At 61.6% G+C, this 26158-nt stretch carries 26 protein-coding genes; 13 read left to right on the top strand and 13 right to left on the bottom strand.

The annotated features are described in order from the left end of the window. Positions 1-149 precede the first annotated feature (149 nt). The 3 genes from fabA to IHQ43_RS21620 all read left to right on the top strand — a co-directional run bounded on the left by fabA (position 150) and on the right by IHQ43_RS21620 (position 2465). Complete coding sequence (fabA, locus tag IHQ43_RS21610; protein ID WP_003227150.1) at positions 150-665, top strand: 3-hydroxyacyl-[acyl-carrier-protein] dehydratase FabA; 516 nt, start codon at positions 150-152, stop codon at positions 663-665. 11 nt (positions 666-676) lie between these two features. Beyond that, positions 677-1897 carry a beta-ketoacyl-ACP synthase I gene (fabB, locus tag IHQ43_RS21615; protein WP_015096439.1) on the top strand — a complete coding sequence of 407 codons (1221 nt, stop codon included), beginning with the start codon at positions 677-679 and terminating at the stop codon, positions 1895-1897. A gap of 379 nt (positions 1898-2276) precedes the next feature. Beyond that, a complete protein-coding gene (locus IHQ43_RS21620) occupies positions 2277-2465 on the top strand; it encodes a hypothetical protein (protein WP_007957795.1) in 189 nt (62 codons plus the stop codon). Between the two features lie 90 nt (positions 2466-2555). Here the strand turns inward: IHQ43_RS21620 and IHQ43_RS21625 are convergent, their stop codons facing one another. The 7 genes from IHQ43_RS21625 to IHQ43_RS21655 all read right to left on the bottom strand — a co-directional run bounded on the left by IHQ43_RS21625 (position 2556) and on the right by IHQ43_RS21655 (position 11069). After that, a complete protein-coding gene (locus IHQ43_RS21625) occupies positions 2556-3098 on the bottom strand; it encodes a DUF2058 domain-containing protein (RefSeq protein WP_007957793.1) in 543 nt (180 codons plus the stop codon). Between the two features lie 26 nt (positions 3099-3124). Further along, the gene (gene mazG / locus IHQ43_RS21630) at positions 3125-3958 is read right to left on the bottom strand and encodes a nucleoside triphosphate pyrophosphohydrolase (RefSeq protein ID WP_192565040.1); all 834 of its coding nucleotides are present in this window, start codon (positions 3956-3958) and stop codon (positions 3125-3127) included. Positions 3959-4087: 129 nt separating this feature from the next. Beyond that, positions 4088-6331 carry a GTP diphosphokinase gene (relA, locus tag IHQ43_RS21635; RefSeq protein ID WP_192562048.1) on the bottom strand — a complete coding sequence of 748 codons (2244 nt, stop codon included), beginning with the start codon at positions 6329-6331 and terminating at the stop codon, positions 4088-4090. Positions 6332-6419: 88 nt separating this feature from the next. Beyond that, positions 6420-7805: a 23S rRNA (uracil(1939)-C(5))-methyltransferase RlmD gene (gene rlmD, locus IHQ43_RS21640; protein WP_192562049.1), complete on the bottom strand. Its 1386-nt coding sequence runs from the start codon at positions 7803-7805 to the stop codon at positions 6420-6422. Then, positions 7805-8707: a cysteine synthase CysM gene (gene cysM / locus IHQ43_RS21645; protein WP_192565041.1), complete on the bottom strand. Its 903-nt coding sequence runs from the start codon at positions 8705-8707 to the stop codon at positions 7805-7807. Before cysM ends, rlmD begins: the two co-directional genes overlap by 1 nt. 228 nt (positions 8708-8935) lie before the next feature. Continuing rightward, entirely contained in the window at positions 8936-10360 is a 1425-nt protein-coding gene (locus tag IHQ43_RS21650; protein ID WP_192562050.1) for a sensor histidine kinase, read from the bottom strand. After that, a complete protein-coding gene (locus tag IHQ43_RS21655; protein WP_192562051.1) occupies positions 10347-11069 on the bottom strand; it encodes a response regulator transcription factor in 723 nt (240 codons plus the stop codon). The genes IHQ43_RS21650 and IHQ43_RS21655 overlap by 14 nt, the downstream gene beginning before the upstream one ends. Positions 11070-11285: 216 nt before the next feature. Here IHQ43_RS21655 and IHQ43_RS21660 point away from each other — a divergent pair, with 216 nt between their 5' ends. After that, positions 11286-14039 (top strand): response regulator, encoded by a 2754-nt coding sequence (locus tag IHQ43_RS21660; RefSeq protein ID WP_192562052.1) that lies wholly within the window; start codon positions 11286-11288, stop codon positions 14037-14039. 83 nt (positions 14040-14122) lie between these two features. Then, complete coding sequence (locus IHQ43_RS21665; protein ID WP_192562053.1) at positions 14123-15112, top strand: 2-hydroxyacid dehydrogenase; 990 nt, start codon at positions 14123-14125, stop codon at positions 15110-15112. A 10-nt stretch (positions 15113-15122) separates the two neighbouring features. Here IHQ43_RS21665 and IHQ43_RS21670 read toward each other — a convergent pair whose 3' ends face one another. Then, positions 15123-15563, bottom strand: a complete 441-nt coding sequence (locus IHQ43_RS21670) for a hypothetical protein (protein WP_192562054.1) — start codon at positions 15561-15563, stop codon at positions 15123-15125. Between the two features lie 133 nt (positions 15564-15696). Between IHQ43_RS21670 and IHQ43_RS21675 the strand changes: the two genes are divergently transcribed. Continuing rightward, entirely contained in the window at positions 15697-16131 is a 435-nt protein-coding gene (locus IHQ43_RS21675) for a hypothetical protein (protein ID WP_007957770.1), read from the top strand. Continuing rightward, on the top strand, positions 16131-16535 hold the full coding sequence (locus IHQ43_RS21680) for an META domain-containing protein (RefSeq protein ID WP_007957769.1): 405 nt from the start codon (positions 16131-16133) through the stop codon (positions 16533-16535). Before IHQ43_RS21675 ends, IHQ43_RS21680 begins: the two co-directional genes overlap by 1 nt. 156 nt (positions 16536-16691) lie before the next feature. Here the strand turns inward: IHQ43_RS21680 and IHQ43_RS21685 are convergent, their stop codons facing one another. Then, positions 16692-17159, bottom strand: a complete 468-nt coding sequence (locus tag IHQ43_RS21685; RefSeq protein WP_007957768.1) for a TlpA disulfide reductase family protein — start codon at positions 17157-17159, stop codon at positions 16692-16694. 114 nt (positions 17160-17273) lie between these two features. Here IHQ43_RS21685 and arsC point away from each other — a divergent pair, with 114 nt between their 5' ends. From arsC to IHQ43_RS21700, 3 genes are read left to right on the top strand one after another with little or no spacing between them, the layout of a single operon-like run. Beyond that, positions 17274-17627 (top strand): arsenate reductase (glutaredoxin), encoded by a 354-nt coding sequence (arsC, locus tag IHQ43_RS21690; protein WP_011335489.1) that lies wholly within the window; start codon positions 17274-17276, stop codon positions 17625-17627. Then, positions 17624-18220 carry an NAD(P)H:quinone oxidoreductase gene (wrbA, locus tag IHQ43_RS21695; protein ID WP_007957765.1) on the top strand — a complete coding sequence of 199 codons (597 nt, stop codon included), beginning with the start codon at positions 17624-17626 and terminating at the stop codon, positions 18218-18220. The genes arsC and wrbA overlap by 4 nt, the downstream gene beginning before the upstream one ends. 1 nt (position 18221) lies before the next feature. After that, entirely contained in the window at positions 18222-18647 is a 426-nt protein-coding gene (locus IHQ43_RS21700) for a DUF2069 domain-containing protein (RefSeq protein WP_192562055.1), read from the top strand. A gap of 128 nt (positions 18648-18775) precedes the next feature. Here the strand turns inward: IHQ43_RS21700 and IHQ43_RS21705 are convergent, their stop codons facing one another. After that, a complete protein-coding gene (locus IHQ43_RS21705; protein ID WP_039772888.1) occupies positions 18776-19450 on the bottom strand; it encodes a DNA-3-methyladenine glycosylase I in 675 nt (224 codons plus the stop codon). Positions 19451-19596: 146 nt separating this feature from the next. Further along, a complete protein-coding gene (gene ttcA / locus IHQ43_RS21710; protein WP_064598661.1) occupies positions 19597-20421 on the bottom strand; it encodes a tRNA 2-thiocytidine(32) synthetase TtcA in 825 nt (274 codons plus the stop codon). 289 nt (positions 20422-20710) lie between these two features. Here ttcA and IHQ43_RS21715 point away from each other — a divergent pair, with 289 nt between their 5' ends. Continuing rightward, on the top strand, positions 20711-21313 hold the full coding sequence (locus IHQ43_RS21715) for a Yip1 family protein (RefSeq protein WP_007957761.1): 603 nt from the start codon (positions 20711-20713) through the stop codon (positions 21311-21313). A gap of 160 nt (positions 21314-21473) precedes the next feature. Further along, positions 21474-21968 carry a SprT family zinc-dependent metalloprotease gene (locus IHQ43_RS21720; RefSeq protein ID WP_007957760.1) on the top strand — a complete coding sequence of 165 codons (495 nt, stop codon included), beginning with the start codon at positions 21474-21476 and terminating at the stop codon, positions 21966-21968. 131 nt (positions 21969-22099) lie between these two features. Here IHQ43_RS21720 and IHQ43_RS21725 read toward each other — a convergent pair whose 3' ends face one another. Both IHQ43_RS21725 and IHQ43_RS21730 read right to left on the bottom strand, forming a co-directional pair. Continuing rightward, on the bottom strand, positions 22100-23281 hold the full coding sequence (locus tag IHQ43_RS21725) for a CaiB/BaiF CoA transferase family protein (RefSeq protein WP_192562056.1): 1182 nt from the start codon (positions 23279-23281) through the stop codon (positions 22100-22102). A gap of 158 nt (positions 23282-23439) precedes the next feature. Further along, positions 23440-24774 carry a dicarboxylate/amino acid:cation symporter gene (locus IHQ43_RS21730; RefSeq protein WP_007957758.1) on the bottom strand — a complete coding sequence of 445 codons (1335 nt, stop codon included), beginning with the start codon at positions 24772-24774 and terminating at the stop codon, positions 23440-23442. A 353-nt stretch (positions 24775-25127) separates the two neighbouring features. Here IHQ43_RS21730 and IHQ43_RS21735 point away from each other — a divergent pair, with 353 nt between their 5' ends. Further along, positions 25128-26126, top strand: coding sequence for an AraC family transcriptional regulator (locus IHQ43_RS21735; protein WP_192562057.1), 999 nt, complete (start codon positions 25128-25130; stop codon positions 26124-26126). Positions 26127-26158: the final 32 nt, after the last annotated feature.

The raw sequence follows: 26158 nt of genomic DNA on the forward strand, positions 1-26158 counted from the left end.
AGTGCACAAGTGTACATTCATGTCCTTGGTGCTGTGACTTTCACCACAACGCAATAGTCTATGAGTAGGCTGCCGGTACGAGGCATGAACGCGTCGATCGGCCGGGAAGATTTGCCCCACCTGCCGCATGGGATTATTGAGGAGCTCGCATGACCAAACAAAACGCCTTTACTCGGGAAGACCTGCTGCGCTGCAGTCGCGGTGAGCTGTTCGGCCCTGGTAACGCGCAACTGCCCGCCCCGAACATGCTGATGGTGGATCGCATCACCCTGATCAGCGAAGAAGGCGGCAAGTACGGCAAAGGTGAATTGGTCGCCGAGCTGGATATCAACCCTGACCTGTGGTTCTTCGCGTGCCACTTCGAAGGCGATCCGGTGATGCCGGGCTGCCTGGGTCTGGACGCCATGTGGCAACTGGTCGGTTTCTTCCTGGGCTGGCAAGGCCTGCCGGGCCGTGGCCGTGCGCTGGGTTCGGGCGAAGTGAAATTCTTCGGCCAGGTCCTGCCGACCGCCAAGAAAGTCACCTACAACATTCATATCAAGCGCGTCCTCAAGGGCAAGCTGAACCTGGCCATTGCCGACGGTTCGGTGACTGTCGACGGTCGCGAAATCTACACCGCCGAAGGCCTTCGCGTCGGCGTGTTCACCTCCACTGACAACTTCTAAGGGTTATTCGCATGCGCCGCGTCGTTATCACTGGTCTGGGCATCGTTTCGTGCCTGGGCAATGACAAAGAGACCGTCTCCGCTAACCTGCGTGCAAGCCGCCCTGGCATCCGGTTCAACCCGGAATATGCCGAAATGGGTCTGCGTAGCCAGGTTTCCGGCTCCATCGACCTCAACCTTGAAGAGCTGATCGATCGCAAGATCTATCGCTTCGTCGGCCACGCAGCGGCTTACGCCTACCTGGCCATGAAAGACGCCATCACCGACTCCGGCCTGACCGAAGAGCAGGTGTCCAACCCGCGTACCGGCCTGATCGCAGGTTCCGGCGGCGCATCGACCCTGAACCAGATGGAAGCGCTGGACATCCTGCGCGAGAAAGGCGTCAAGCGCGTCGGCCCATACCGCGTAACGCGGACCATGAGCAGCACCGTTTCGGCTTGCCTGGCCACGCCGTTCAAGATCAAGGGCCTGAACTACTCCATCGCTTCTGCCTGCGCCACCAGTGCTCACTGCATCGGTACCGCCATGGAACAGATCCAGATGGGCAAGCAGGACATCGTTTTCGCCGGTGGCGGTGAAGAAGAGCACTGGAGCCAGTCGTTCCTGTTCGACGCAATGGGCGCTCTGTCCAGCAAGCGTAACGACACCCCTGAACAAGCCTCCCGTGCCTACGACGCCGACCGTGACGGTTTCGTCATCGCTGGCGGTGGCGGCATGGTGGTGGTCGAGGAGCTGGAACACGCTCTGGCCCGTGGCGCGAAGATCTACGCGGAAATCGTTGGCTACGGCGCGACTTCCGATGGCTACGACATGGTGGCTCCAAGCGGCGAAGGCGCAATCCGCTGCATGCAGCAGGCGCTGTCCACCGTCGACACCCCGATCGACTACCTGAACACCCACGGCACTTCGACTCCGGTCGGCGACGTCGCGGAAATGAAAGGTGTGCGTGAAGTGTTCGGCGACAAGGCCCCGGCCATCAGCTCCACCAAGAGCCTGTCGGGTCACTCCCTGGGCGCCGCCGGCGTTCACGAAGCGATCTACTGCATGCTGATGATGGAAGGCAACTTCATCGCCGGTTCCGCCAACATCGACGAACTGGACCCTGAAGTGGCCGATCTGCCGGTGCTGACCAAGACCCGCGAGAACGCCACCATCAACACCGTGATGAGCAACAGCTTCGGCTTCGGTGGCACCAACGCCACCCTCGTGCTGAAGCGCTGGGAAGGCAAGTAATTCCCTCCCGCTCAGCCGCACATGAAAACGCCCCGACTGGTTCGGGGCGTTTTTTTTCGCCTGGAGAAAAGCGCTTGTCCCTGTGGGAGCTGGCTTGCCAGCGATGACGTCGGCACTGCAAACATCCCTGCCGACTGACACTCCGCAATCGCTGGCAAGCCAGCTCCCACAGGGTTCTTTGGAGCGTCTGAAGATGAAACGTTTGTCATGCAACTTACCGCCCTGCGACTGAATGTCGCGGATTCTGCGGGCTCCAGCGCTGTTGCAGATTTCGCAAGAATACATTGCATAAATCGGGCGTTTACTTAGCAGGCTAACAAAATCTATAAATGAAGCCTGCACACGCCTTGCTGCAGATAACAGAGATTGGAGCTAGCAGATGACTGTAAAAGTAACTGAACGCGACGATTCACACATGTCCCATGAAGGCGTAGCCGCCGGCGTACGGATCTGGGATGTGCATCAACAAGACTTGCTGGTCGGCATGTTCCACAACGAGATCGACGCCCACAACTACAAGGCCGAACTGGAACTGCAAGAACGCCAGCGGGATCTGAAATCCGCCTGAAGCAAAACCACAGCATTGAAAACGACAAACCCCGCCATGAGCGGGGTTTGTCGTTCTACCTCAGGGCCACTTCGCAGCCAGGTAAAGTCTTTACCACATCAGATCATCAGGGATCACATAGGCCGCGTACGGATCGTCCTCGGCATTGACCTCTTCGACCTTCTCGTTGAGCTGCACGATGCGCTGTGGATCGCGTTCCTGGATCTTCAGGGCCGCCTCACGAGGAATCACTTCATAGCCGCCGGCATGGTGCACGATCGCCAGCGAACCGCTGCTGAGCTTGTTGCGCATTAGCGTGTTGACGGAGATGCGCTTGACCTTCTTGTCGTCGACGAAGTTGTAGTAGTCCTCGGTGGTCAGCTTCGGCAGACGCGAGACTTCGATCAACTGCTTGACCTGGGCGGCGCGGGCCTTGGCTTCCGCCTTCTCCTGCTGCTGACGGTTCAGCTCCTGGTCGCGCTTGACCTTCTCGGCCTGGGCTTCCTGGGCAGCACGCTGCTGGGAGTCGTCCAGTTCGATCTGGCCCTTGTGGGCCAGGCGCTGCTGTTTCTGTTTGTCTTTGCTGACCTGCTTGGCCTGCTTTTGGTTGACCAGCCCTGCTTTGAGCAACTGGTCGCGAAGGGAAAGGCTCATTGATGCTTACTCACTTAGGCAACAGCTCAGCCGCAGCTGGGCAAATTCTTTTCCTGACGTTTGGCTTCGCCCCACAGGGCGTCCAACTCTTCGAGGGTGCAATCTTCCATGGGGCGGTGGGTGTCGCGCAATGCCTGTTCGATAAAACGGAAACGTCGTTCGAACTTGCCGTTGGCGCCACGCAGTGCGGTTTCCGGATCGACCTTCAGATGCCGGGCCAGATTGACCACGGAAAACAGCAGATCGCCGATCTCGTCCGCCACCGCTTGCGGGTCATTTTCGGACATGGCTTCAAGCACTTCATCGAGCTCTTCACGCACCTTGTCCAGCACCGGTAACGCGTCCGGCCAGTCGAAACCGACTTGCCCGGCGCGCTTCTGCAATTTGGCCGAGCGGGACAGTGCCGGCAATGCGGCCGGCACATCGTCGAGCAGTGACAGTTGCTGCGGCTCGGTGGATTTCTCGGCGCGTTCTTCGGCCTTGATCTCCTCCCAGCGCTGCTTGACCTGCTCCTCGTTCAGACGCGGCACGTCCAGCGGCGCATACAGATCGCCAGTGGGAAACACGTGCGGATGGCGACGGATCAGTTTACGGGTGATGCTGTCGACCACCCCGGCAAATTCGAACCGCCCCTCTTCCCGTGCCAACTGGCTGTAATACACCACCTGAAACAGCAGATCGCCCAACTCGCCCTGCAAGTGGTCGAAGTCGCCGCGCTCGATGGCGTCGGCGACTTCGTAGGCCTCTTCAAGGGTGTGCGGGACGATGGTCGCGTAAGTCTGCTTGATGTCCCACGGGCAACCATACTGCGGGTCGCGCAGACGGTTCATCAGGTGCAGCAGGTCTTCAAGGCTATACATCATATTCTGTCTCACCACAAAACCTTGTGGGAGCTGGCTTGCCAGCGATGCAAGCACCTCGGTGTTCAGGATAATCGAGGTGATGCATTCGCTGGCAAGCCAGCTCCCACAGTTGATCGGGGTCGTTCATCAAGGAGTACGGTTACGCCGCGTTTCGATGATGTTCGGCAACTGGGAAATCCGCCCCAGCAACCGCCCCAGTGCGTCCAGCCCCGGAATCTCGATGGTCAGGGACATCAGCGCGGTGTTGTCCTCCTTGTTCGAGCGGGTGTTGACCGCCAGCACGTTGATCCGCTCGTTGAGCAGCACCTGCGAGACGTCACGCAGCAGACCGGAACGGTCGTAGGCGCGGATGACGATGTCCACCGGATAGGTGAGCACCGGCACCGGGCCCCAGCTGACCTGGATGATCCGCTCCGGTTCGCGCCCGGCCAGTTGCAGCACCGAGGCGCAGTCCTGACGGTGAATGCTCACGCCACGGCCCTGGGTGATGTAGCCGACGATCGCATCGCCCGGCAACGGCTGACAGCAGCCGGCCATCTGGGTCATCAGGTTGCCGACGCCCTGGATCTGGATGTCACCGCGCTTGCCCGGCTTGTAGCCGGTCGCCTTGCGCGGGATCAGTTCCAGCTGTTCGTTGCCGCGTTCCGGCTCGACCAGTTGTTGTGCCAGGTTGACCAGTTGCGCCAGACGCAGATCGCCAGCGCCCAGGGCGGCGAACATGTCTTCGGCGGTTTTCATGTTGGCCTTGTCGGCCAGCTTGTCGAAATCCACCGCCGGCAGGCCGAGGCGATTGAGTTCGCGTTCGATCAGGGTCTTGCCCGCCGCGACGTTCTGATCGCGAGCCTGCAACTTGAACCAGTGCACGATCTTCGCCCGCGCCCGGGACGTGGTGACGTAGCCGAGGTTCGGGTTCAACCAGTCACGGCTCGGAGTGCCGTGCTTGCTGGTGATGATCTCGACCTGCTCACCGGTCTGCAGGCTGTAGTTGAGCGGGACGATGCGCCCGTTGATCTTCGCGCCACGGCAGTTATGACCGATTTCGGTGTGGACGCGGTAGGCGAAGTCCAGCGGCGTCGCGCCCTTCGGCAAGTCGATGGCGTGACCGTCAGGGGTGAAGATGTAGACCCGGTCCGGCTCGATATCGACCCGCAGCTGTTCGGCGAGGCCACCAATGTCGCCCAGTTCTTCGTGCCACTCGAGCACCTGACGCAGCCAGGAGATTTTCTCTTCGTAGTGGTTCGAGCCCGACTTGACGTCGGTGCCCTTGTAACGCCAGTGCGCGCAGACGCCGAGTTCGGCCTCTTCGTGCATCGAATGGGTACGGATCTGGACTTCCAGCACCTTGCCTTCCGGACCGATCACCGCCGTGTGCAGCGAGCGGTAGCCGTTCTCTTTCGGGTTGGCGATGTAGTCGTCGAATTCTTTCGGGATGTGCCGCCACAATGTGTGGACGATACCGAGCGCGGTGTAGCAGTCGCGCATTTCCGGCACCAGCACGCGCACCGCACGCACGTCGTAGATCTGGCTGAATTCCAGACCCTTGCGCTGCATTTTGCGCCAGATCGAATAGATGTGTTTGGCCCGGCCGCTGATGTCGGCTTCGACGCCGGTAGCCTGCAATTCGTCCTTGAGCTGGGTCATCACGTCGGCGATGAATCGCTCGCGGTCGAGCCGCCGCTCATGCAGCAGCTTGGCGATCTGTTTGTATTGATCGGGTTCCAGGTAACGGAAGGACAAATCCTCCAGTTCCCATTTGATATGACCGATGCCGAGTCGATGCGCGAGCGGCGCATAGATGTCGAACACTTCCCGGGCGACCCGGTTACGCTTTTCGTCGTCGGCGGTTTTCACCGCGCGGATCGCGCAGGTGCGTTCGGCGAGCTTGATCAGCGCGACACGCACGTCGTCGACCATCGCCACCAGCATCTTGCGCAGGTTTTCCACCTGGCCCTGGGTGCCGAGCACCATCGACTGACGTGGGCTAAGGCTGGCACTGATCGCCGCCATGCGCAGCACGCCGTCGATCAGTTTGGCGACCACCGTGCCGAAGCGCTGGCTGACGGCCGCGAGTTCGATCTGGCCTTCGCGCACACCGCGATAGAGAACCGCGGCCACCAGCGAATCCTGATCGAGCTTGAGGTCGGCAAGAATCTCGGCGATCTCGAGGCCGGTGCTGAAACTGCCGCTGCCTTCGGACCAGAGATTCTTCGCCGCATTGGACTGTTGCTCGGCCTGGCGAGCGTACTCGCAGGCCTCTTTCAAGGCTTCGCGATCCAGTGCCAGATCGACACTGACCGCATGATCGAGCCAAGCCTCGAGATTGATACTGCCGTCAGTGTTGATCGGCTGGTGTGCTCTCACCTGTACCATCTTGCTTTACCTTCCCTACGACGCAGATTCAATGCGTCAAATCACTGACCTTCAATGCCCGCTCGCGCTCGCAGGGCCAATGCGAGCGCTACGGACGACCAGTCGGATCAGACGAGCCATCCTGGCTCGCTTCAAATAACGCCATGGCCTCGACATGTGCCGTTTGAGGAAACATATCGAGAATCCCGGCACGTTTTAACCGGTAGCCCTGCTTGATCAATTCGACCGTATCGCGCGCCAGAGTTGCAGGGTTGCACGACACGTACACCAACCGTTTGGCGCCCAGGGTCGCCAGCTTGCGCACCACCTCGAAAGCACCGTCGCGCGGTGGGTCCAAGAGTACCGCAGAAAAGCCGTTTCCGATCCACTGGGCATCGGTCAAAGGCTGGGATAAATCGGCCTGAAAAAACTTTGTGTTATGCAAATTGTTGCTAGCGGCATTCGCCGCCGCGCGATCGACCATGGTCTGTACGCCTTCGACCGCCACCACTTCACACGCGGCTTTCGCCAGTGGCAGGGCGAAGTTGCCCAGGCCGCAGAACAGGTCGAGCACGCGCTCATCGGCAGTCGGTTTCAACCAGTCCAGCGCCTGGGCGACCATGGCCTCGTTGACGCCAGCATTGACCTGGATGAAATCCCCCGGCCGGTAGGCCAGTTGCAGGTCCCATTGTTCCAGGCGGTAACCGAGCGACTGTGCTTCATCCACCGGCTGCGGTTCGCCTTCGCCATGCAGCCAGAGCTGCGCTTCATGGAACGCGCAGAAATCCTTGAGGATCGTCAGATCGGCCTCGGACAGCGGCGCCATGTGACGCAGCAGAACGGCGAGTGACGAGCCACTGAACAATTCGACATGCCCCAGCGCCTGAGGTTTGCTCAAGCGACGCAGCATCTCCGGCAAGCGGGTCATGATCGGTTGCAAGGGCTGTACCAGCACCGGACATTCGCTGATCGCGACGATGTCCTGGCTGCCGGCGGCGCGGAAACCGACTTCAAGCTTTTTGGCCTTGCTGTCCCAGCGCACGGCGATTCGGGCGCGGCGACGGTAGCCGAATTCGGGACCGGTCAACGGCGCCGCCCACTCCTCGGGTTCGGCACCGGCGACTCGCGACAACTGCTCGGCGAGCATGCGCTGTTTCAGGGCAAGCTGTTCGTCGTGGGGCAGATGCTGAACGCTGCAACCGCCGCAACGGCCGGCGTGCTGGCAAGGTGCGGGACGACGCAGTTCACTGGCGGTGAACACGCGCTCGGTGCGCGCCTCGACCACTTTGCCGTGAGCGCCGAGCACCCGGGCTTCGACCTCTTCACCGGCGAGGGCGCCGAGGACGAACCAGGTCTTGCCTTCAAAAAACGCGATGCCGCGACCGTCATTGGCCAGGCGCTCGATGCTCAGGCGCTGCTTTTTGCCGGTCGGGATTTGCGGGGCCTTGCTGCCGCCGGTGGGCTGGAAGCGCAGGCCTCTCTCATGCTTGGCCATCAGTTGGGCGCGTCGAAAATGCCGGTCGACAGGTAACGGTCGCCACGGTCGCAGATGATCGCGACGATCACCGCGTTTTCAACTTCTTTGGACAGGCGCAGCATCGCTGCCACCGCACCGCCCGAGGACACGCCACAGAAGATGCCTTCTTCGCGGGCCAGACGTCGGGTCACGTCTTCGGCTTCGCTTTGCGCCATGTCGACGATACGGTCGACGCGCTCGGCCTGATAGATCTTCGGCAGGTATTCCTGCGGCCAGCGGCGGATGCCGGGAATGGCCGAGCCTTCCATCGGTTGCAGACCGACGATCTGCACGTTGTTGTTCTGCTCCTTGAGGTAGCGCGACACGCCCATGATGGTGCCGGTGGTGCCCATGGAGCTGACGAAATGGGTAATCGAACCCTGGGTCTGACGCCAGATTTCCGGGCCGGTAGTGGTGTAGTGCGCTTCAGGATTGTCGCCGTTGGCGAACTGATCCAGCACCTTGCCACGGCCTTCGGCTTCCATCCGCTGGGCCAGATCGCGAGCGCCTTCCATGCCCTCTTCCTGGCTGACCAGAATCAGCTCAGCGCCATAAGCGGTCATCGCCGCTTTACGTTCGGCGCTGGAGTTGTCCGGCATGATCAGGATCATCTTGTAACCCTTGATCGCGGCGGCCATCGCCAGGGCGATCCCGGTGTTGCCCGAGGTCGCTTCGATCAGCGTATCGCCTTCGTGGATCTGCCCGCGCAACTCGGCACGAGTGATCATCGACAGCGCCGGACGATCCTTGACCGAACCCGCCGGGTTGTTCCCTTCGAGCTTGAGCAAAAGGGTGTTGCTGGTGACACCGGGCAGGCGCTGCAAACGCACCAGCGGCGTGTTGCCGACGCAATCGGCGATGGTTGGGTACTGCAAGGTCATGGCGTTTTTCGCAATCCGGACAGCGGGGGCGCCTATCATACCGGCAAACCTGCGCAGGCCATATCACGCAAAGTGTGGTGCTTATGGTTTCTTGGAATAAGCAATAAAAGTCGCGCCAGTGGTGAGACTTTTTGGTGATGCAAAAAGCCTCATCGCTGGCAAGACAGCTCCCACAAGGGGAAGTGCCGTTGATGGAAAGTCTCACCAGTGGTGAGACTTTTGCGGTATTCACACAATCTGCGGGCGAGTCATGTGCACGGTGGGAGCTGGCTTGCCAGCGAAGACGTCGGGACTGACAGCACTGTCATCCGCCACCAACCGAAGATTCAAGCGCAATCCCGACGGGCCGTTCTCGGCCCACAGGGTTCCGCCCTGACGTTGCACCGCGTTCCTCGCGATGCTCAGCCCCAGACCAAATCCACCATCCCCCGGCCGCGAACCATCGAGTCGGGTGAAGGGCGAGAAGATCCGCTCAAGATCCGCTTCGGCCACGCCGCCGCCCTCGTCCTCCAGCCACAGGTGCCAGTAATCGCCATCTCGTCGCCCGTCGAGCCGCACGATGCCGCCCGGTGGCGAATGACGAATGGCGTTGCGCAGAATGTTTTCCAGGGCCTGGGCCAGGGTGTTGAGATTGCCGCGCACCCAGCAGGAAGCTTCAACGCCGCACTGCAACTGCCCGACCGGGCAGCAGCTTTCGTAGCAGGCGTTTTCGGTGAGCATTTCCCACAGCGCCTGAATCTGGATCGCCTCGTCCGGCAACGGTGCGCGTTCGGTGTCGAGCCAGGCCAGTTGCAGGGTGTCTTCCACCAGCCGTTGCATTACGTCGACTTCGCGACCGATGCGTTCGCGCAACGGTTGCAGCTGCTGCTCGCTTTCGCTGGCGACCCGCAGCCGGCTCAAGGGTGTGCGCAGTTCGTGGGACAAATCGCGCAGCAATTGCTGTTGCAGGGCCACGGTGGATTGCAGGCGTTCGGACATCGAGTCGAAGGCACGGGCCAGTTCGCCGAGTTCATCGGGGCGCTGGGTGATGCCGCTCGACAACCGCACATTCAGTTGATCGGCGCGCCACGCATTGGCCTGCTCGCGCAGATTGTTCAGCGGCACCACCAGCAGGCGATACAGGCCGACGCACAGCAGCAAGGTGAACAGACCGGGAATCACACCGTTGGTGATGACCCGCCAGAACACCCGGTATTTTCCCGGCAGGAATCTTTCGGGCAATTCGATGACCAGACTTCCGGCGGCAGGCTCAGTCGGGAACGGCACACGCAGCCATGGCCGACCTTTCTTGTGAATCGGCCAGTCGAGGCCGCGTAGAAAGGTCAGGTGCTGGATTTCCTGTTCGTTCAGCGGATCACTGCTCAGCGACTGCAAGTTACCGCTGATTACGCCAACCCAGCCGGCTTCGCGCATCTCCATGCTCTGCAACCAGCTATCGATGCCTTTGCGTTCGCCCTGCTGCCAGGCTCGCTCTGCCTCGGCGGCGTAACGGGTCAACGTGCCACGGGCCTCGTCGGAGAGGAACTGGTTGCGCTCCTCCATGTACCGGCCCCAGGACCAGCTCAGCCAGATCATCAACAGACAGAACGCCACCAGCAGACAGGCGAGTTTCCAGAACAGCGAGTACCGGCCCGGCAGGTCAGACACTTTCATCGACGGCACTCAGTACGTATCCCTTGCCCCACACCGTGCGCACTTCACGCTCGGTGTAACCGACCGACTTGAGTTTGCGGCGGATCTGGCTGATGTGCATGTCGAGGCTGCGGTCGTGGGCCGCATAACCGCGCTGCAGAACGTGCTGATAAAGGAAGGCCTTGCTCAGCACTTCCTCATCGTTGCGGTTGAGGGTTTCCAGCAGGCGGTATTCGCTGCGGGTCAGGCCGGCGGGTTGATCGAGGTAAAACACCTCGCACTGCTCGTCGTCGAAACGCAGCCCGCCGACCGGCACCACCGGGGTGACAGTAGCCGGACGACGGTCGAGGGCGACGCGGCGCAGGATCGCTTCGATCCGTACATGCAGCTCGGCCATGCTGAAGGGTTTGGGCAGATAGTCGTCGGCGCCGAGGCGGAATCCGCTGATACGGTCGGCCTCGGCTCCCAGCGCCGACATCAGCAGCACCGGCGTGGAATGACTCTGACGCAGTTGGGTCAGGACATTCAATCCGTCCAGCCCCGGCAACAGAATATCCATCAGCACCACATCGAACGGCTGGCGTCGCGCGATGCTCAGGCCTTCGCTGCCGTTCTGGCACCAGGTGACCTGAAAGCCGCTGCGGCCCAGTTGTTCATGGACATAGGCACCGAGGACGGGATCGTCCTCGATGGAAAGAATGCGGGGCTGGCCAATAGAGACAGGAGTCATGACTATCTGCAAATAATTCTCAGTTGGGCGATTATTCAAGATTGCCCGGCGCCCGGCAACCCAAGCTTGACCTGTCGGACAGATGACCGGCCTGCGAGTGAACAACCACGACATCATTTTTCCCAAGATTGCCCGCAAGCAAATCGCTACACTGCGCCGATACCGCGTGCCGGACGCACGTGTGAGTCAACGATCAGCGGGATGCAGGAGAAAGGCGTGCTCAAGAAACTGGGAATCAAAGGTCGCGTATTGTTGCTGACCCTGTTGCCGACCAGCCTGATGGCACTGGTGCTGGGCGGGTATTTCACCTGGACGCAGCAGTCCGACCTGCAAGCCCAACTGATGCAGCGCGGCGAAATGATCGCCGAGCAACTGGCTCCGCTGGTGGCACCGGCCATGGGCCACGGCGATGCCGAACTGCTCGAACGCATTGCCACCCAGTCCCTCGAACAACCGGACGTGCGCGCCGTGACCTTCCTCGCGCCCGACCGCTCGCCCCTCGCCCACGCCGGCCCGACCATGCTCAATCAGGCGCCGAGCGGCGACAGCGCGCATTTGCTGCGACGCAGCGGCAACGATGCCACTCGCTATCTGCTGCCGGTCTTCGGCAAACACCGCAACCTTGCCGGCGAACTGATCCCCGCAGAATCCGACCGCCTGCTCGGCTGGGTCGAACTGGAGCTGTCGCACAACGGCATGCTGTTGCGCGGCTATCGAAGCCTGTTCGCCAGCCTGCTGCTGATTGGCGCAGGCCTGGCCGGCGCCGCACTGCTGGCCTTGCGCATGGGCCGCACGATCAACCGCCCGCTGAGCCAGATCAAACAGGCCGTCGCGCAGCTCAAGGACGGTCACCTGGAAACCCGCCTGCCACCGCTGGGCAGTCAGGAGCTGGATGAACTGGCGTCCGGCATCAATCGCATGGCCGGCACCCTGCAAAACGCCCGGGAAGAGTTGCAGCACAGCGTCGATCAGGCCACCGAAGACGTGCGCCAGAACCTGGAAACCATCGAGATCCAGAACATCGAGCTGGACCTGGCCCGCAAGGAAGCGCTGGAAGCGAGCCGGATCAAGTCCGAGTTCCTGGCCAACATGAGCCACGAGATCCGCACGCCGCTCAACGGCATTCTCGGCTTCACTCATCTGTTGCAAAAAAGCGAGCTGACCCCGCGCCAGCTCGACTACCTGGGCACCATCGAAAAGTCCGCCGACAGCCTGCTGGGGATCATCAACGAGATCCTCGATTTCTCGAAGATCGAGGCCGGCAAACTGGTGCTCGACCATATACCGTTCAACCTGCGCGACCTGTTGCAGGACACCCTGACCATCCTCGCCCCCGCCGCCCACGCCAAGCAGCTGGAACTGGTGAGTCTGGTCTACCGCGACACGCCGTTGTCGCTGGTCGGTGATCCGCTGCGGCTCAAGCAGATCCTGACCAACCTGGTGAGCAACGCGATCAAGTTCACCCGCGAGGGCACCATCGTCGCCCGCGCCATGCTCGAAGAAGAACACGAAGACAGCGTGCAATTGCGCATCAGCATTCAGGACACCGGCATCGGCCTGTCGAACCAGGACGTGCGCGCGTTGTTCCAGGCTTTCAGCCAGGCCGACAATTCGCTGTCGCGCCAGCCCGGCGGTACAGGTCTGGGGCTGGTGATTTCCAAGCGCCTGATCGAACAGATGGGCGGCGAAATCGGGGTCGACAGTACGCCGGGCGAAGGCTCGGAATTCTGGATCAGCCTGAACCTGCCCAAGACCCGCGACGACGCCGAAGACCTGCCCGCCGCGCCGTTGCTCGGGCGCCGGGTGGCGGTGCTGGAAAACCACGAACTGGCGCGTCAGGCCCTGCAGCATCAACTGGAAGACTGCGGCCTTGATGTCACGCCGTTCAATACCCTGGAAAGCCTGACCAATGGCGTCACCGGCGCCCATCAGACCGATCAGGCCATCGATCTGGCGGTGCTCGGTATCACCAGCAACGACATGCCGCCGGAACGCCTCAATCAGCACATCTGGGACCTTGAGCACCTCGGTTGCCGGGTGCTGGTGTTATGCCCGACCACCGAGCTGACGCTGTATCACCTGTCCGTGCCCAACCCCCACAGCCAACTGCAGTCCAAACCGGCCTGCACCCGCAAACTGCGCCGGGCGTTGTCGGACATGGTCAACCCGCGCCAGTCGCGCAGCGAACCGGGCGAACCGTTGTCGAGCCGCGCGCCGAAAGTGCTGTGCGTCGATGACAATCCGGCCAACCTGTTGCTGGTGCAGACGCTGCTCGAAGACATGGGCGCCAAGGTGCTGGCCGTGGAAAGTGGTTATGCCGCGGTCAAGGCGGTGCAGAACGAAACCTTCGATCTGGTGCTGATGGACGTACAGATGCCCGGCATGGACGGACGCCAGAGCACCGAGACCATTCGCCAGTGGGAAAGCGAGCGGCATTGCACGCCGCTGCCGATCGTCGCCCTCACCGCCCACGCCATGGCCAATGAAAAACGTGCGCTACTGCAAAGCGGCATGGACGACTACCTGACCAAGCCGATCAGCGAACGCCAACTGGCGCAGGTCGTGTTGAAGTGGACGGGCCTGGCGCTGCGCAATCAGGCGCCGGACCGTGGCGGTGAAAGTCTGCTGGGCAATCAGGAACTGCCAATTCTCGATCACGAAGAAGGCTTGCGCCTGGCTGCCGGCAAGGCGGATCTGGCGGCGGACATGCTGGCGATGCTGCTGGCTTCGCTCGAGGCCGATCGCGAGGCCATCCGCAACGCCCGCGACAATCAGGATCAGAACGGTCTGCTCGAACGGGTGCACCGCCTGCATGGCGCCACCCGTTACTGCGGCGTGCCGCAATTGCGCGCTGCCTGCCAGCGCAGCGAAACCCTGCTCAAACAGCAGGATCCCAAGGCCTCGACCGCGCTGGACGAGCTGGAGCGGGCGATCAATCGTCTGGCGGCCCAGGCGAAGATCAGCGCCTGATCCACGGCAATGCCGGTCAACGCCGGCGCGGCTACAGTTGTCGCGGGTGATTTGCGCCCGCGTCGATGCTCCAGGAGGATTTCATGCGCACGATCGTTTTCAGCAGCCAGACCTACGACCGCGACAGTTTCCTCGCCGCCGACTGCCCGGCCGGGATCGAACTGCACTTCCAGCCGGCCCGGCTCAGCCTCGACACGGCGGCGCTGGCCGAACATCACGAGGTGGTCTGCGCGTTCATCAACGATGACCTCAGCGCGCCGGTGCTGGAACGTCTGGCCGCCGGCGGCACACGCCTGATCGCCCTGCGCTCGGCCGGCTATAACCATGTTGACCTGGCCGTCGCCAAACGCCTTGGGCTGGCCGTCGTGCGCGTTCCGGCCTACTCGCCCCACGCGGTGGCCGAGCATGCGGTGGCGTTGATCCTCGCCCTCAACCGACGTCTGCACCGCGCCTACAACCGCACCCGCGAGGGCGATTTCAGCCTGCACGGTCTTACCGGTTTCGATCTGGTGGGCAAAACGGTCGGCATTGTCGGCACCGGGCAGATCGGCGCGACCTTCGCGAAAATCATGCACGGCTTCGGCTGCGAACTGCTGGCCTACGACCCTTACCCGAATCCCGCCGTCGAAGCCTTGGGCGCGCGCTACCTGAGTCTGCCAGAGCTGCTGGCACAGTCGCGGATCATCAGCCTGCACTGCCCGCTCAACGAACAGAGCAAACACCTGATCAACCGCGACTCGCTGGCGCACATGCAACCGGGGGCGATGTTGATCAATACCGGGCGCGGCGGGTTGGTGGACACGCCGGCGCTGATCGACGCCCTGAAGGACGGTCAGCTCGGTTATCTGGGACTGGATGTGTATGAAGAGGAAGCGCAGCTGTTTTTCGAGGATCGCTCCGACTTGCCGCTACAGGATGACGTGCTGGCGCGGCTGCTGACGTTCCCGAATGTGATCGTCACCGCGCATCAGGCGTTCCTGACCCATGAAGCGCTGGGCGCGATTGCCGCGACCACCTTGCACAACATCGCGACCTGGGCGGCAGGCAAGCCGCAGAACCAGGTCGAAGGCTGAACGATCGGACTCAGACCGGGGGCGGCGTCGGAGAGATCGCCACGCACAGGATCAACAGCGCCAGCCAGCCGAACCCCAGGAAGCGCTGCTTGAGGGAGTGCCCGCTACGCAGCAGGAACCAGACAAACACCATAGGCATCAGGAACACCATGATCTTCAGCCAGCCTTCCACCGGGCGCGAGCCGTCCGGGTTCACCACCGGCTCGACGGGCTGGGTACGGCGGCGTCGCCCCGCAGCAGCCGGCATCACTTTCGGCCGCTCGGGGGCCGGCGGCGGAACGTGAGCTTCAGGCACTGCCTTGTTGCGCGGCAGGCTGCCAAAGGAAATCGTCGACGTTCCCTTTTCGGCGTAAGGAGCCTGCGCCTCTGCCAGCGGAGCTCCGCAATGAATGCACGCTGTGGCTTCGGAGCTGATGCTCCGCTTGCATTCATAACATTCGATCAGCGCCATGTTCCGTTCCTTGCAAATGAAGGCGGCAGTTTGCCACGACTGCGGTGTCGATTTGAACCGGATCGAAGGTCGCACGCGCGCATCATTCTGCAATCCGGCCCGTGCTAGCATGTCGCGCATATTTGGAGGACCCATGGTCGAACACGATTTCCGCTACACCCTGATGAACCCGCAACACACTCTCACCGAATGCCGCGCCCTTGTTCCGGGCCGCTATCAGGTCACCGGCAACGGTGGCTCGATCCGCATCGGCGATGTGCTGGTCGTGACCCTCAAAGGCAGCAAGGACTTGTCCATGCGCCTGACCGTCGACACCGTCCGCCACCTGATCAACCCGCCGGGTCAATGGACTGCCATGACCACCGGCCCGGTGTTCGGTGAACTGGCGATCCACACCTGGCAGGTCAACTGCGACAGCTGCGCCAAGGAGCTGAGCTTCGAATTCGCCGTGGACGCCAAACTGGGCAAGCCTGCGGAAAAACCGGCCGCCACGGCACGTATTGCGGAGCTGGGCTGGAAAGCCGTCGGCGACAAGCACCTGTGCCCGAAATGCCAGGAGCCGGCGTGATGAAACACCTGGCCCTGACCGCCGCTGTCGGCGCTGGCCTGATGGGTTGCGCCGCGGAGCCTGTGCAACTGCAACAGAACCGCAGCTACATTCTGGAATGGATCGGCGAGCGTCCGCTGATGGACTATAGCCACCTGACCGTGACCCTCGGCGACGATGGCCGGGCGTATGGCAATGGCGGCTGCAACCACTGGTTTGCGCCGTACACCCTGGAAGGCGACAAGCTGAGCTTCGGCAAGATCGGCAAGACCCGCAAACTCTGCGCACCGGCGCTGATGGAGCAGGAACAACGCTTCCTCCAGGCCCTGGAACACGTGGAACGCTGGGACATTTCGCCGATCGAGCAGATGCGCTTCTGGCCTGCCGAAGGCAAGCCGTTGCGCTGGTGGCTGGAAGAAGGCTGAGCCTTCGAATCGTTCCCACGCACAGCGCGTGATCGCTCTCACACTCTGCGTGGTAACGCCGCCCCGGACGCTCCGCGTCCGCTTTGACGCAGAGCATCACGGGATGCATTCCCACGCGGAGCGTGGGAACGATCAGCGACGATCAGCCAAGGCGAATCAGTTGGTCGCCTGCAACGCCTCAAGCTTGGCCATCACCCCCGCCGCCGTCTGCTCGCCCATCAACTGTTCCCGCACCTTGCCCTTGTTGTCGATGATGTAAGTCACCGGCAAGGCTTCACTGCGCGGCAGTTCGAACAGTTCCGACGGATCCTGCGCCAGCACGGTGAACTTGATGCCCAGTTTTTCGCTGGCGCTCTTCAGTTCTTCACCCTGCACGTTGTCGAAGTTGACCCCGAACACGCCGATCTTCTTGCCCTTGAGCTCGTCGGCCAGGTGATTGAGTTCCGGGATTTCCGTGCGGCACGGGCCGCACCATTCGGCCCAGTAATTGAGCACGACCCATTGTTTGTCGAGGCGCTCGGACGCCACTTTCTGCCCGTTCTGGTCGATGCCGTAGTCGTTACCGCAGCCCCCCAGCATCAACGCCCCGATGATCGTCAATGCCGCTGCCAGTGCCCGTGTCATGTCGTGTTCCTTGTGAAAAATTGAATGCGCCTGCGACCCATCGCCTCCCAAGGTTCTGGATTGCGCGCTGCACAGTTAGAATAGCCGCCACTCTACGCAAGAAGCGACCCGCCCATGACCGATCTGACGCTTTATCACAACCCGCGCTGCTCGAAATCCCGCGGTGCGCTCGAACTGCTCGAAGCCCGTGGCCTGACACCGAACGTGGTGCGCTACCTCGAAACCCCGCTGGACGCCGCGCAGATCAAGGCCTTGCTCGGCAAGCTGGGCATCAGCGCACGGCAACTGCTGCGCACCGGCGAAGACGAATACAAGACCCTGAACCTGGCCGATGCCAGTCTCACCGAGAAACAATTGATCGAAGCCATCGCGGCGCATCCGAAGTTGATGGAGCGACCGATTCTCGAAGCCGGTGACAAAGCCGTCATCGGCCGTCCACCGGAGCAGATCCTGGAGCTGCTGCCGTGAGTGCGCCGTACATTCTGGTTCTGTATTACAGCCGCAGCGGCTCGACCAACGAGATGGCCCGGCAGATTGCCCGGGGCGTCGAGCAGGCCGGCCTCGAAGCGCGCCTGCGCACCGTGCCGGCGATCTCCACCGAATGCGAAGCCGTGGCACCGGACATTCCGGATGAGGGCGCACTGTACGCCACGCTGGATGACCTGAAGAACTGCGCCGGCCTGGCCCTCGGCAGCCCGACCCGTTTCGGCAACATGGCCGCGCCGCTCAAGTACTTCCTTGATGGCACCAGCAACCTGTGGCTGACCGGCGCGCTGGTCGGCAAACCGGCCGGGGTGTTCACGTCCACTGCCAGCCTGCACGGCGGTCAGGAAACCACCTTGCTGTCGATGATGCTGCCGCTGCTGCACCACGGCATGCTGATCACCGGCCTGCCCTACAGCGAATCGGCGCTGCTGGAAACCCAGGGCGGCGGCACGCCGTATGGCGCCAGCCATCACGCCGGGGCCGATGGCAAAAGCGGCCTCGATCAACACGAAGTGGCGCTGTGCCGCGCCCTCGGCGCACGCCTGGCCAAGACGGCCCAGAAACTGGGGAACTGAGATGGCCAGAAAGCCGAAAGTCCTGCCCGCCGTCGATTGGCTGGAGCCACGGGTGCGGGCGATGCGGGTGATCAGTCTGCTGTGCTTTTTCGGCCTGGCCGGACTGCTCGCCGCTTATTACCTGGTGTTCGCCGACCTGCATGGCGCGCGGCCGTGGGTGATTCTGCTGATCGAGCTGATTCCGTGGATCGTGCTCGCGCCGGGCATGATCATGGGCAGCGCACGCGGACATTCGTGGATGTGCTTTGTGGTGAACCTGTATTTCATCAAGGGCGCACTGGCAGCGTATGACCCGAGCCGGCAGCTGTTCGGCGTGCTGGAGATGATCGCCAGTCTGGCGGTGTTCTGCTCGGCGCTGTTGTATGTGCGGTGGCGGTATCAGTTGAACCGCAAACTGGCGGGCGAAGGCGAGATCAGCGTCGCCTGAGCGGACGCCTTCGCGAGCAAGCTCGCTCCCACAGATTTTTAGGTAATACACAGAGGTTGTGAACACCTCGAATACTGTGGGAGCGAGCTTGTTCCGGGCGGCGTTCCGACGATTGGAGCGACCAGGTCTCAATGGTTGACGGTGTAGGCCAGCATCATCGAGATCTGGCTCATCGGCCGTCCGCCGCTTTCTTCATGCCACTGATTGAACGCGTTCTGCACCGTCGCCAGATCCCGCAGGCTGGTCGGTGCCTTGTCGACGATCTTCTGTGCATTCAGCGCCGCGACCACGTCGTAGCTCGGCACAAACGTATCCTTGCCGACCATCCGCAAGAAACGTGGCGCCGACAGGCCGCCCAATTGGTGGCCGTGCTTTTTCAGGTAGGTCCACAGGCCGACGATATCGGTCACCGGCCAGTCGGCCAGCAACGCGCCGAAACTGCCCTTCTCTTTCTCGACGTCCAGAATGAACTGCGCATTGCGCGGCACGCTTTTGAGTTTGCCCAAGTGACGGATGATCCGCGCGTCCTGCATCAGCCGCTCAAGGTGTTCGGCGCTCATCAGCACGACTTTTTCCGGGTCGAACTTGAAGAACACTTCTTCGAAGGCCGGCCACTTGGCGTCCACCAGGCTGTGCTTGAGCCCGGCACGGAACACCCGCAGGGCCATGGTCGAGAGATATCGGTCGTCGCTGATCTTGCGCAATTGCGCCGGGGTCTTGGGAACGGGCAGATGGGCTTCCAGTTCAGCCGCCGAACCGAAGCGGTTCAGACAGTATTCGTGCAGCCACTTGTAGTCGCGCATGCCCTCTCCTTTTGAATGAAACGAAAAACCAATGTGGGAGCGGGCTTGTTCCGGGCGGCGATCCGACGATTGCGGTGTGTCATCCAGTGTTGATGCCGGCTGACACGACGCTTTCGCGAGCAAGCTCGCTCCCACAGTGACGGTGTTTACAGGTTTACGACGTTGACGAATCGCGAAGCCGCCGTCTCGTCGATCTTCAGGCTGGTGAAGTCGAACAGGTTACGGTCAGCCAGCTGCGACGGGATCACGTTCTGCAGGCTGCGGAAAATGCTTTCGGTACGGCCCGGGGTCTTGCGCTCCCAGTCCACCAGCATTTCCTTGACCACCTGACGCTGCAGGTTTTCCTGGGAACCGCAGAGGTTGCACGGGATGATCGGGAATTGCTTGAAGTCCGAGTAGGCCTGGATGTCTTTCTCGTTGCAGTAGGCCAGCGGACGGATCACCACGTTGCGGCCGTCGTCGGCGCGCAGCTTCGGCGGCATGGCCTTGAGGCTGCCGTTGAAGAACATGTTGAGGAAGAACGTCTCGACGATGTCGTCGCGGTGATGACCGAGGGCCATTTTGGTCGCGCCGATTTCGTCGGCGAAGGTGTACAGCGTGCCGCGACGCAGGCGCGAGCACAGCGAGCAGGTGGTCTTGCCTTCCGGGATCAGTTCCTTGACCACCGAGTAGGTGTCCTTCTCGACGATGTGGTACTCGATGCCCAGCTCTTTCAGGTAGGCCGGCAGCACGTGCTCGGGGAAACCCGGCTGCTTCTGGTCCATGTTCACGGCGACGATCTCGAACTTGATCGGTGCAACCTTCTGCAGGTGCATCAGCACGTCGAGCATGGTGTAGCTGTCCTTGCCCCCGGACAGGCAGACCATGACCTTGTCGCCGTCTTCGATCATGTTGAAGTCGGTGACGGCTTCGCCGGCCAGGCGGCGCAGGCGCTTTTGCAGTTTGTTCTGGTTGACCGTAAGAGTGCCCATGACGCGAAATCCGTGAGGTGTGACGAAAGGCGGGCATTTTACGCAAAAACACCGGGGTTGTGGCCACAGGTTGTCGCCCCCTCGAATGCCCGTTTGCACAGACCCCGACGCGATTACCCCGAGATTTTACAGCGCGATTTGCTCTAAGCCCCTATCACCTGTGCGGTTAAGACCTTTCTATACTGCGACATAAGGTCGCACACAATCTGAAGACCTGTATTTGCTCGGCCGCATTGGCCCGTAGGCGCTCCGCTGGGGGGCGATGGCAATAACGAGAGGAGTGACTGGCATGATCCATCACGTAGTGGGACTTTTTACCCACCCCGATCAGGAATGGAAAGAAATCCGTGGCGACCAGGAAGAAAGCATCAGCCACATGTACCTGACGCACACACTGATTCTGGCGGCGATCCCCGCTGTTTCGGCGTTTATCGGCACGACTCAGGTCGGCTGGGTGATCGGCAACCGCGCACCGGTGATGCTCACCGTCGAAAGCGCGTTGTGGATGACGATCATGTCTTATCTGGCAATGCTCGGCGGGGTCGCGGTCATGGGTGCCTTCGTGCACTGGATGGCCCGCACCTATGACGCCAACCCGAGCCTGGCCCGTTGCGTGGCGTTTGCCACCTACACCGCGACACCGTTGTTCGTCGGCGGGCTGGCGGCGCTCTATCCGCACATGTGGCTGGGGATGATCGTCGGCACGGCGGCCATCTGCTACACGGTGTACCTGCTGTATGTGGGGCTGCCGACCTTCATGAACATTCCGTCCGACGAGGGCTTCCTGTTTTCCAGCTCGGTGCTGGCGGTGGGTCTGGTGGTGCTGGTCGCCATCATGGCGTTTACCGTGATTGTCTGGGGACTGGGCGTGGGTCCCGTCTACACCAATTAGCGACCGGGTTCTCCCGAGAAGAACAAGATCCGCCAACACAGGCCGCCGCGAGGCGGCCTTCTCGTGCCGGTTGAAAAAGAGCGACGACCATTCGGCAGCTCGACGATTCGCAACGCTGCGGGGTTGCGGCATACTCGACGCCTCTGGAGATCCATCAAGCATGCCCGAGCAACTCAATACCCGCGTCGAAGACTGTTTCCAACTCGCTGAATCCTTTTTCAAACGTCCTTTCAAACGCCCCGTGGTGAGCCTCAAGCTGCGCGGGCAAAAAGCCGGGGTCGCGCATCTGCACGAGAACCTGCTGCGCTTCAATCCGCAGCTGTACCGGGAAAACACCGAACACTTCCTCAAGCAGACCGTGGCCCACGAAGTCGCGCACCTGATCGCCCATCAACTGTTCGGCGACCGCATCCAGCCTCACGGCGAGGAGTGGCAACTGATCATGCGTGGCGTCTACGAATTGCCGCCGGACCGTTGCCACACCTATGAAGTCAAACGGCGTAGCGTGACCCGATATATCTACAAATGTCCGTGTGCGGATAGCGATTTTCCGTTTTCGGCGCAGCGCCATAGCCTGGTCCGGCAAGGGCGGCGGTATCTGTGCCGGCGCTGTCGCAACACCCTGGTATTCAGTGGCGAGATGCGGGTCGAGTAATTCCCCATCTCGTTCCCACGCTCTGCGTGGGAATGTATCCCGTGACGCTCTGCGTCACAGTGGACGCGGAGCGTCCATGGCGGCATTCCCACGCAGAGCGTGGGAACGATCTGCTGACCGGGAGCTGCGAGCTACGCGACGACTTTCGCGGCACGCAGTTCGGCAATTCGCTCAGGACTCAACCCCAACTCCGTCAACACCTGATCCGTATGCTGCCCCAACGCCGCACCAACATGCCGCGGCGCCGGTAATGCTTCGGAAAACTTCAGCGGGCAGGCGATCTGCGCCTGCACCGAGCCATCCCCACGCGGCACCTGGGTCACCAGTTCCCGCGCCTGCAATTGCGGATGCTGCACCGCCTCGCCCAGGTTCAACACCGGTTCGACACAGGCATCGATCCCGGCGAACAATTCGCACAGTTCAGTAAAGTCATGCTTCTCGAATTCGACCTTCAAGGCGTCCTTGAGCGCCCGTTGTTGCTCAGGCTTGGGTGACAAGCCCTGCGCCGCCAGTTCCGGCCGGCCCAGCGCCGCACACAGTTGCTGCATGAAGGCCGGCTCCAGACTGCCCACCGACATCCAGCGCCCGTCCCGGGAGCGGTAGTAATCGTAGAAGCTGCCGCCATTGAGCATCTGCTCCTCCCAGCCCGGTTCCTCGCCGCAGGCCAGATACCCGGCGCCGGCCATGGCATTCAGACTGAATGCACAGTCGGTCATGCTCACGTCCAGATGGGTGCCCTGCCCGGTTTGCTGGCGGGAAATCACCGCTGCCAGCAAGCCGATCACCCCATGCAGCGAGCCGCCAGCGACATCCGCGACCTGCATGCCCAGCGGCAACGGCCCGCTGTCGACACGCCCGGTGTAACTGGAGAGCCCGGCCAGCGCCAGATAGTTGATGTCGTGGCCGGCGCGATCCTTGTACGGGCCGGTCTGGCCGTAACCGGTGATCGAGACATAAATCAGCTTCGGATTGATCGCCTTCAGTGCCTCGTAACCCAGCCCCAGCCGCTCCATGACACCGGGGCGAAACTGCTCCAGCACGATGTCGTAATCCATCAGCAATTGCTTCACCAGCTCCAGCGCCTCGGGTTGCTTGAGATCCAGCGCCAGGCTGCGCTTGTTGCGGTTGAGATAAGCGTGACTGGCCGAGACGCCGTGATCGTGGGGCGGCAACACTCGCACCAGGTCGAGTCGGGTCGGCGACTCGATGCGCAGCACCTCGGCGCCCATATCCGCCAGCAACAGCGAGGCGAACGGCCCCGGCAGCAGGGTCGAGAAATCCAGAATCTTCAGTGAGGCCAGCGGTGCAGACATGGGCGATCTCCATCAACGATGCATGCAGCCTAGGCAGCCATCGACGATGAGGCAATTACCGGATCCATCCGTTGCGCTGACCGTTGCGCTCAAATCGTGCATTTAAATCGCAGGCAAGAAAAAACCCGCCGAAGCGGGTTTTTCCATTCAAGCGATGCTTACTTCACATTGCTTGGGGTTGGGCCTTCGGCCACGCCCAGGTCATCTTCAGGACGGGTATCGGCGATACCGCGACCGCCCGAGGCCAGCTCGGCGTCCAGTACGTCGGTGTCCAGCTCCTTGACCCACTTGGCCACAACGATGGTGGCAACGGCGTTGCCGACCAGGTTGGTCAGGGCACGGGCTTCGGACATGAAGCGGTCGATACCCAGGATCAGCGCCAGACCGGCAACCGGCAGGTGACCGACCGCCGACAGGGTGGCCGCCAGCACGATGAAGCCCGAACCGGTCACACCGGCTGCGCCTTTGGAGGACAGCAGCAACACCACCAGCAGGGTAATCTGGTGAGTGATGTCCATGTGGGTGTCGGTCGCCTGAGCGATGAACACCGCAGCCATGGTCAGGTAGATCGCGGTACCGTCGAGGTTGAACGAGTAACCGGTCGGGATCACCAGACCCACTACCGATTTCTTCGCACCCAGACGCTCCATCTTGATCAGCATGCGTGGCAGTACCGATTCCGAAGAGGAAGTACCCAGCACGATCAGCAGTTCTTCACGGATGTAGCGGATCATCTTCAGCACGCTGAAACCGTGCATGCGGGCGATACCGCCGAGCACGATCAGGATGAACGCCAGGCAGGTGATGTAGAAGCAGATCATCAGTTGACCCAGCTGCACCAGCGAGCCGACGCCGTAGGCACCGATGGTGAACGCCATCGCACCGAAGGCACCGATTGGCGCGAGCTTCATGATCATGTTGATGATGTTGAACATCACGTGGGCAAAGCGATCGATGAAGTCCAGGATCGGCTTGCCGTAGGCACCCAGGCGGTGCAGGGCGAAACCGAAGATCACCGAGAACATCAGCACTTGCAGGATGTCACCGGTGGCGAACGCGCCGACGATGGTGGTCGGGATCACGTTGAGCAGGAAGCCGACAACGCTCTGGTCTGCGCCTTGAGCCACATAGGTTGCGACTTTCGAGGCGTCGAGGGTGCTGACGTCGATGTGCATGCCGTTGCCCGGTTGCACGATGTTGACCACGATCAGGCCGACCAGCAGGGCGATGGTCGAAACGATTTCGAAGTACAGCAGTGCGTAACCGCCGGTCTTGCCGACCGATTTCATGTTCTGCATGCCGGCGATGCCGCTGACCACGGTGCAGAAGATGATCGGGGCGATGATCATTTTGATCAGTTTGATGAACCCGTCACCCAGCGGCTTTACGGCCACGCCGAACTGCGGGTAGTAGTGGCCGAGCGCAATACCGATACAGATTGCGACGATCACCTGGAAATACAGGGATTTGTACAGTGGCTGACGAGTCGTCATTGCAAAGTTCCTCAAGAGTCCCGCGCGGCAACATCCATCTGTTGTACGCGACACTTGAATTGCGAACCCTCCTGCACTGGAGGGATTTGTTGTGTCGAACGGCGCTTTTCCGGACCGGCTCGGCGCACGCTTCTGTCGCTCTTATCGCAAACGTCGTGCCACTTTGGTGCAAATCGCTGCAAGCCTTTTGATATCAGGGGATACGGGTTTTTCTGTGTCACCGTTCGGTTACTCAAGTGTGGCGGATTTCCGCCAACTCGCCCGACCTCGTCCTACAATTTGGCGGAAATCCGCCTTGTTACCGATCAAAGGCAGCCGCTACCATCGGTCGCCAGAGGAAGGATCTGCCGCTCATGCGCGAACGCACCATCGCCAGTCACTTTGCCCGCGCCGCCCTCGGTGGCGCGCGGCGCTCGGGTTACGACTATTCGGACCTGCTGCAGCAACTGGGCATCAGCCCCGAACTGCTCGACGAGCCGCGCGCGCGGATCGCCCCGGAGCAATTCACCCAACTGATCCAGAACCTGTGGCTGGCCCTGGACGACGAATACCTGGGCTTCGGCAACGCGCCGAGCAAACCCGGCAGCTTCGCCATGATGTGCCACGCCATCATTCATTGCCGCAGCCTGGAGAAGGCTCTGCAACGCGGCTTATTGTTTTATAGCCTATTCCCGGAAGCCCCGCGCCTGACCCTGACCCATGAAGACGAATGGGTGCGCCTGAGCCTCGACGATGCGCAATTGTGGGACCCGGATCACTTTCTCAGCGAGAGCCTGCTGGTGATCTGGCACCGCCTCGGCAGTTGGCTGATCGGCCAGCGGATTCGTCTGGAACAGGCAAGTTTCAGCTACCCGAAACCGGCGCACGGGGCGGAATACGATCTGCTGTTTTCCTGCCCGCTGGAGTTTTCGGCAACGCAAAGCAGCCTGGTGTTTCACAGCCGCTATCTGCACATGCCGCTGTTGCAGGACGAACGCACCCTCAAGCATTTTCTCGAGCGCTCCCCCGCCGACCTGCTGTCCCGCCCGGATGACGGCAACAGCCTCAGCAGCCGGCTGCGCCGTTTGCTCAGCCATGACAGCACACGCTGGCCGGACCTCGAAGCCGTGGCCGCGCACCTGCACATCAGCCCGCAAACCCTGCGCCGGCATTTGCGCGAGGAAGGCACCAGTTTTCAGGAATTGAAGGATCAGTTGCGGCGGGACATTGCGATTTATCACTTGGGGCGGGCGGATCTGTCATTGCAACAGATCGCCGAGCAGCTCGGCTTTTCCGAGCCGTCGGCGTTTCATCGGGCGTTCAAGAAGTGGACGGGGCTGACGCCGGGGGCTTATCGGGCGCAGGAGCAGTAAGGCAATCAACAATCCTGTGGTGAAGTCACTGG

The sequence above is a fragment of the Pseudomonas gozinkensis genome, from assembly GCF_014863585.1.
GTDB lineage: Bacteria > Pseudomonadota > Gammaproteobacteria > Pseudomonadales > Pseudomonadaceae > Aquipseudomonas > Aquipseudomonas gozinkensis.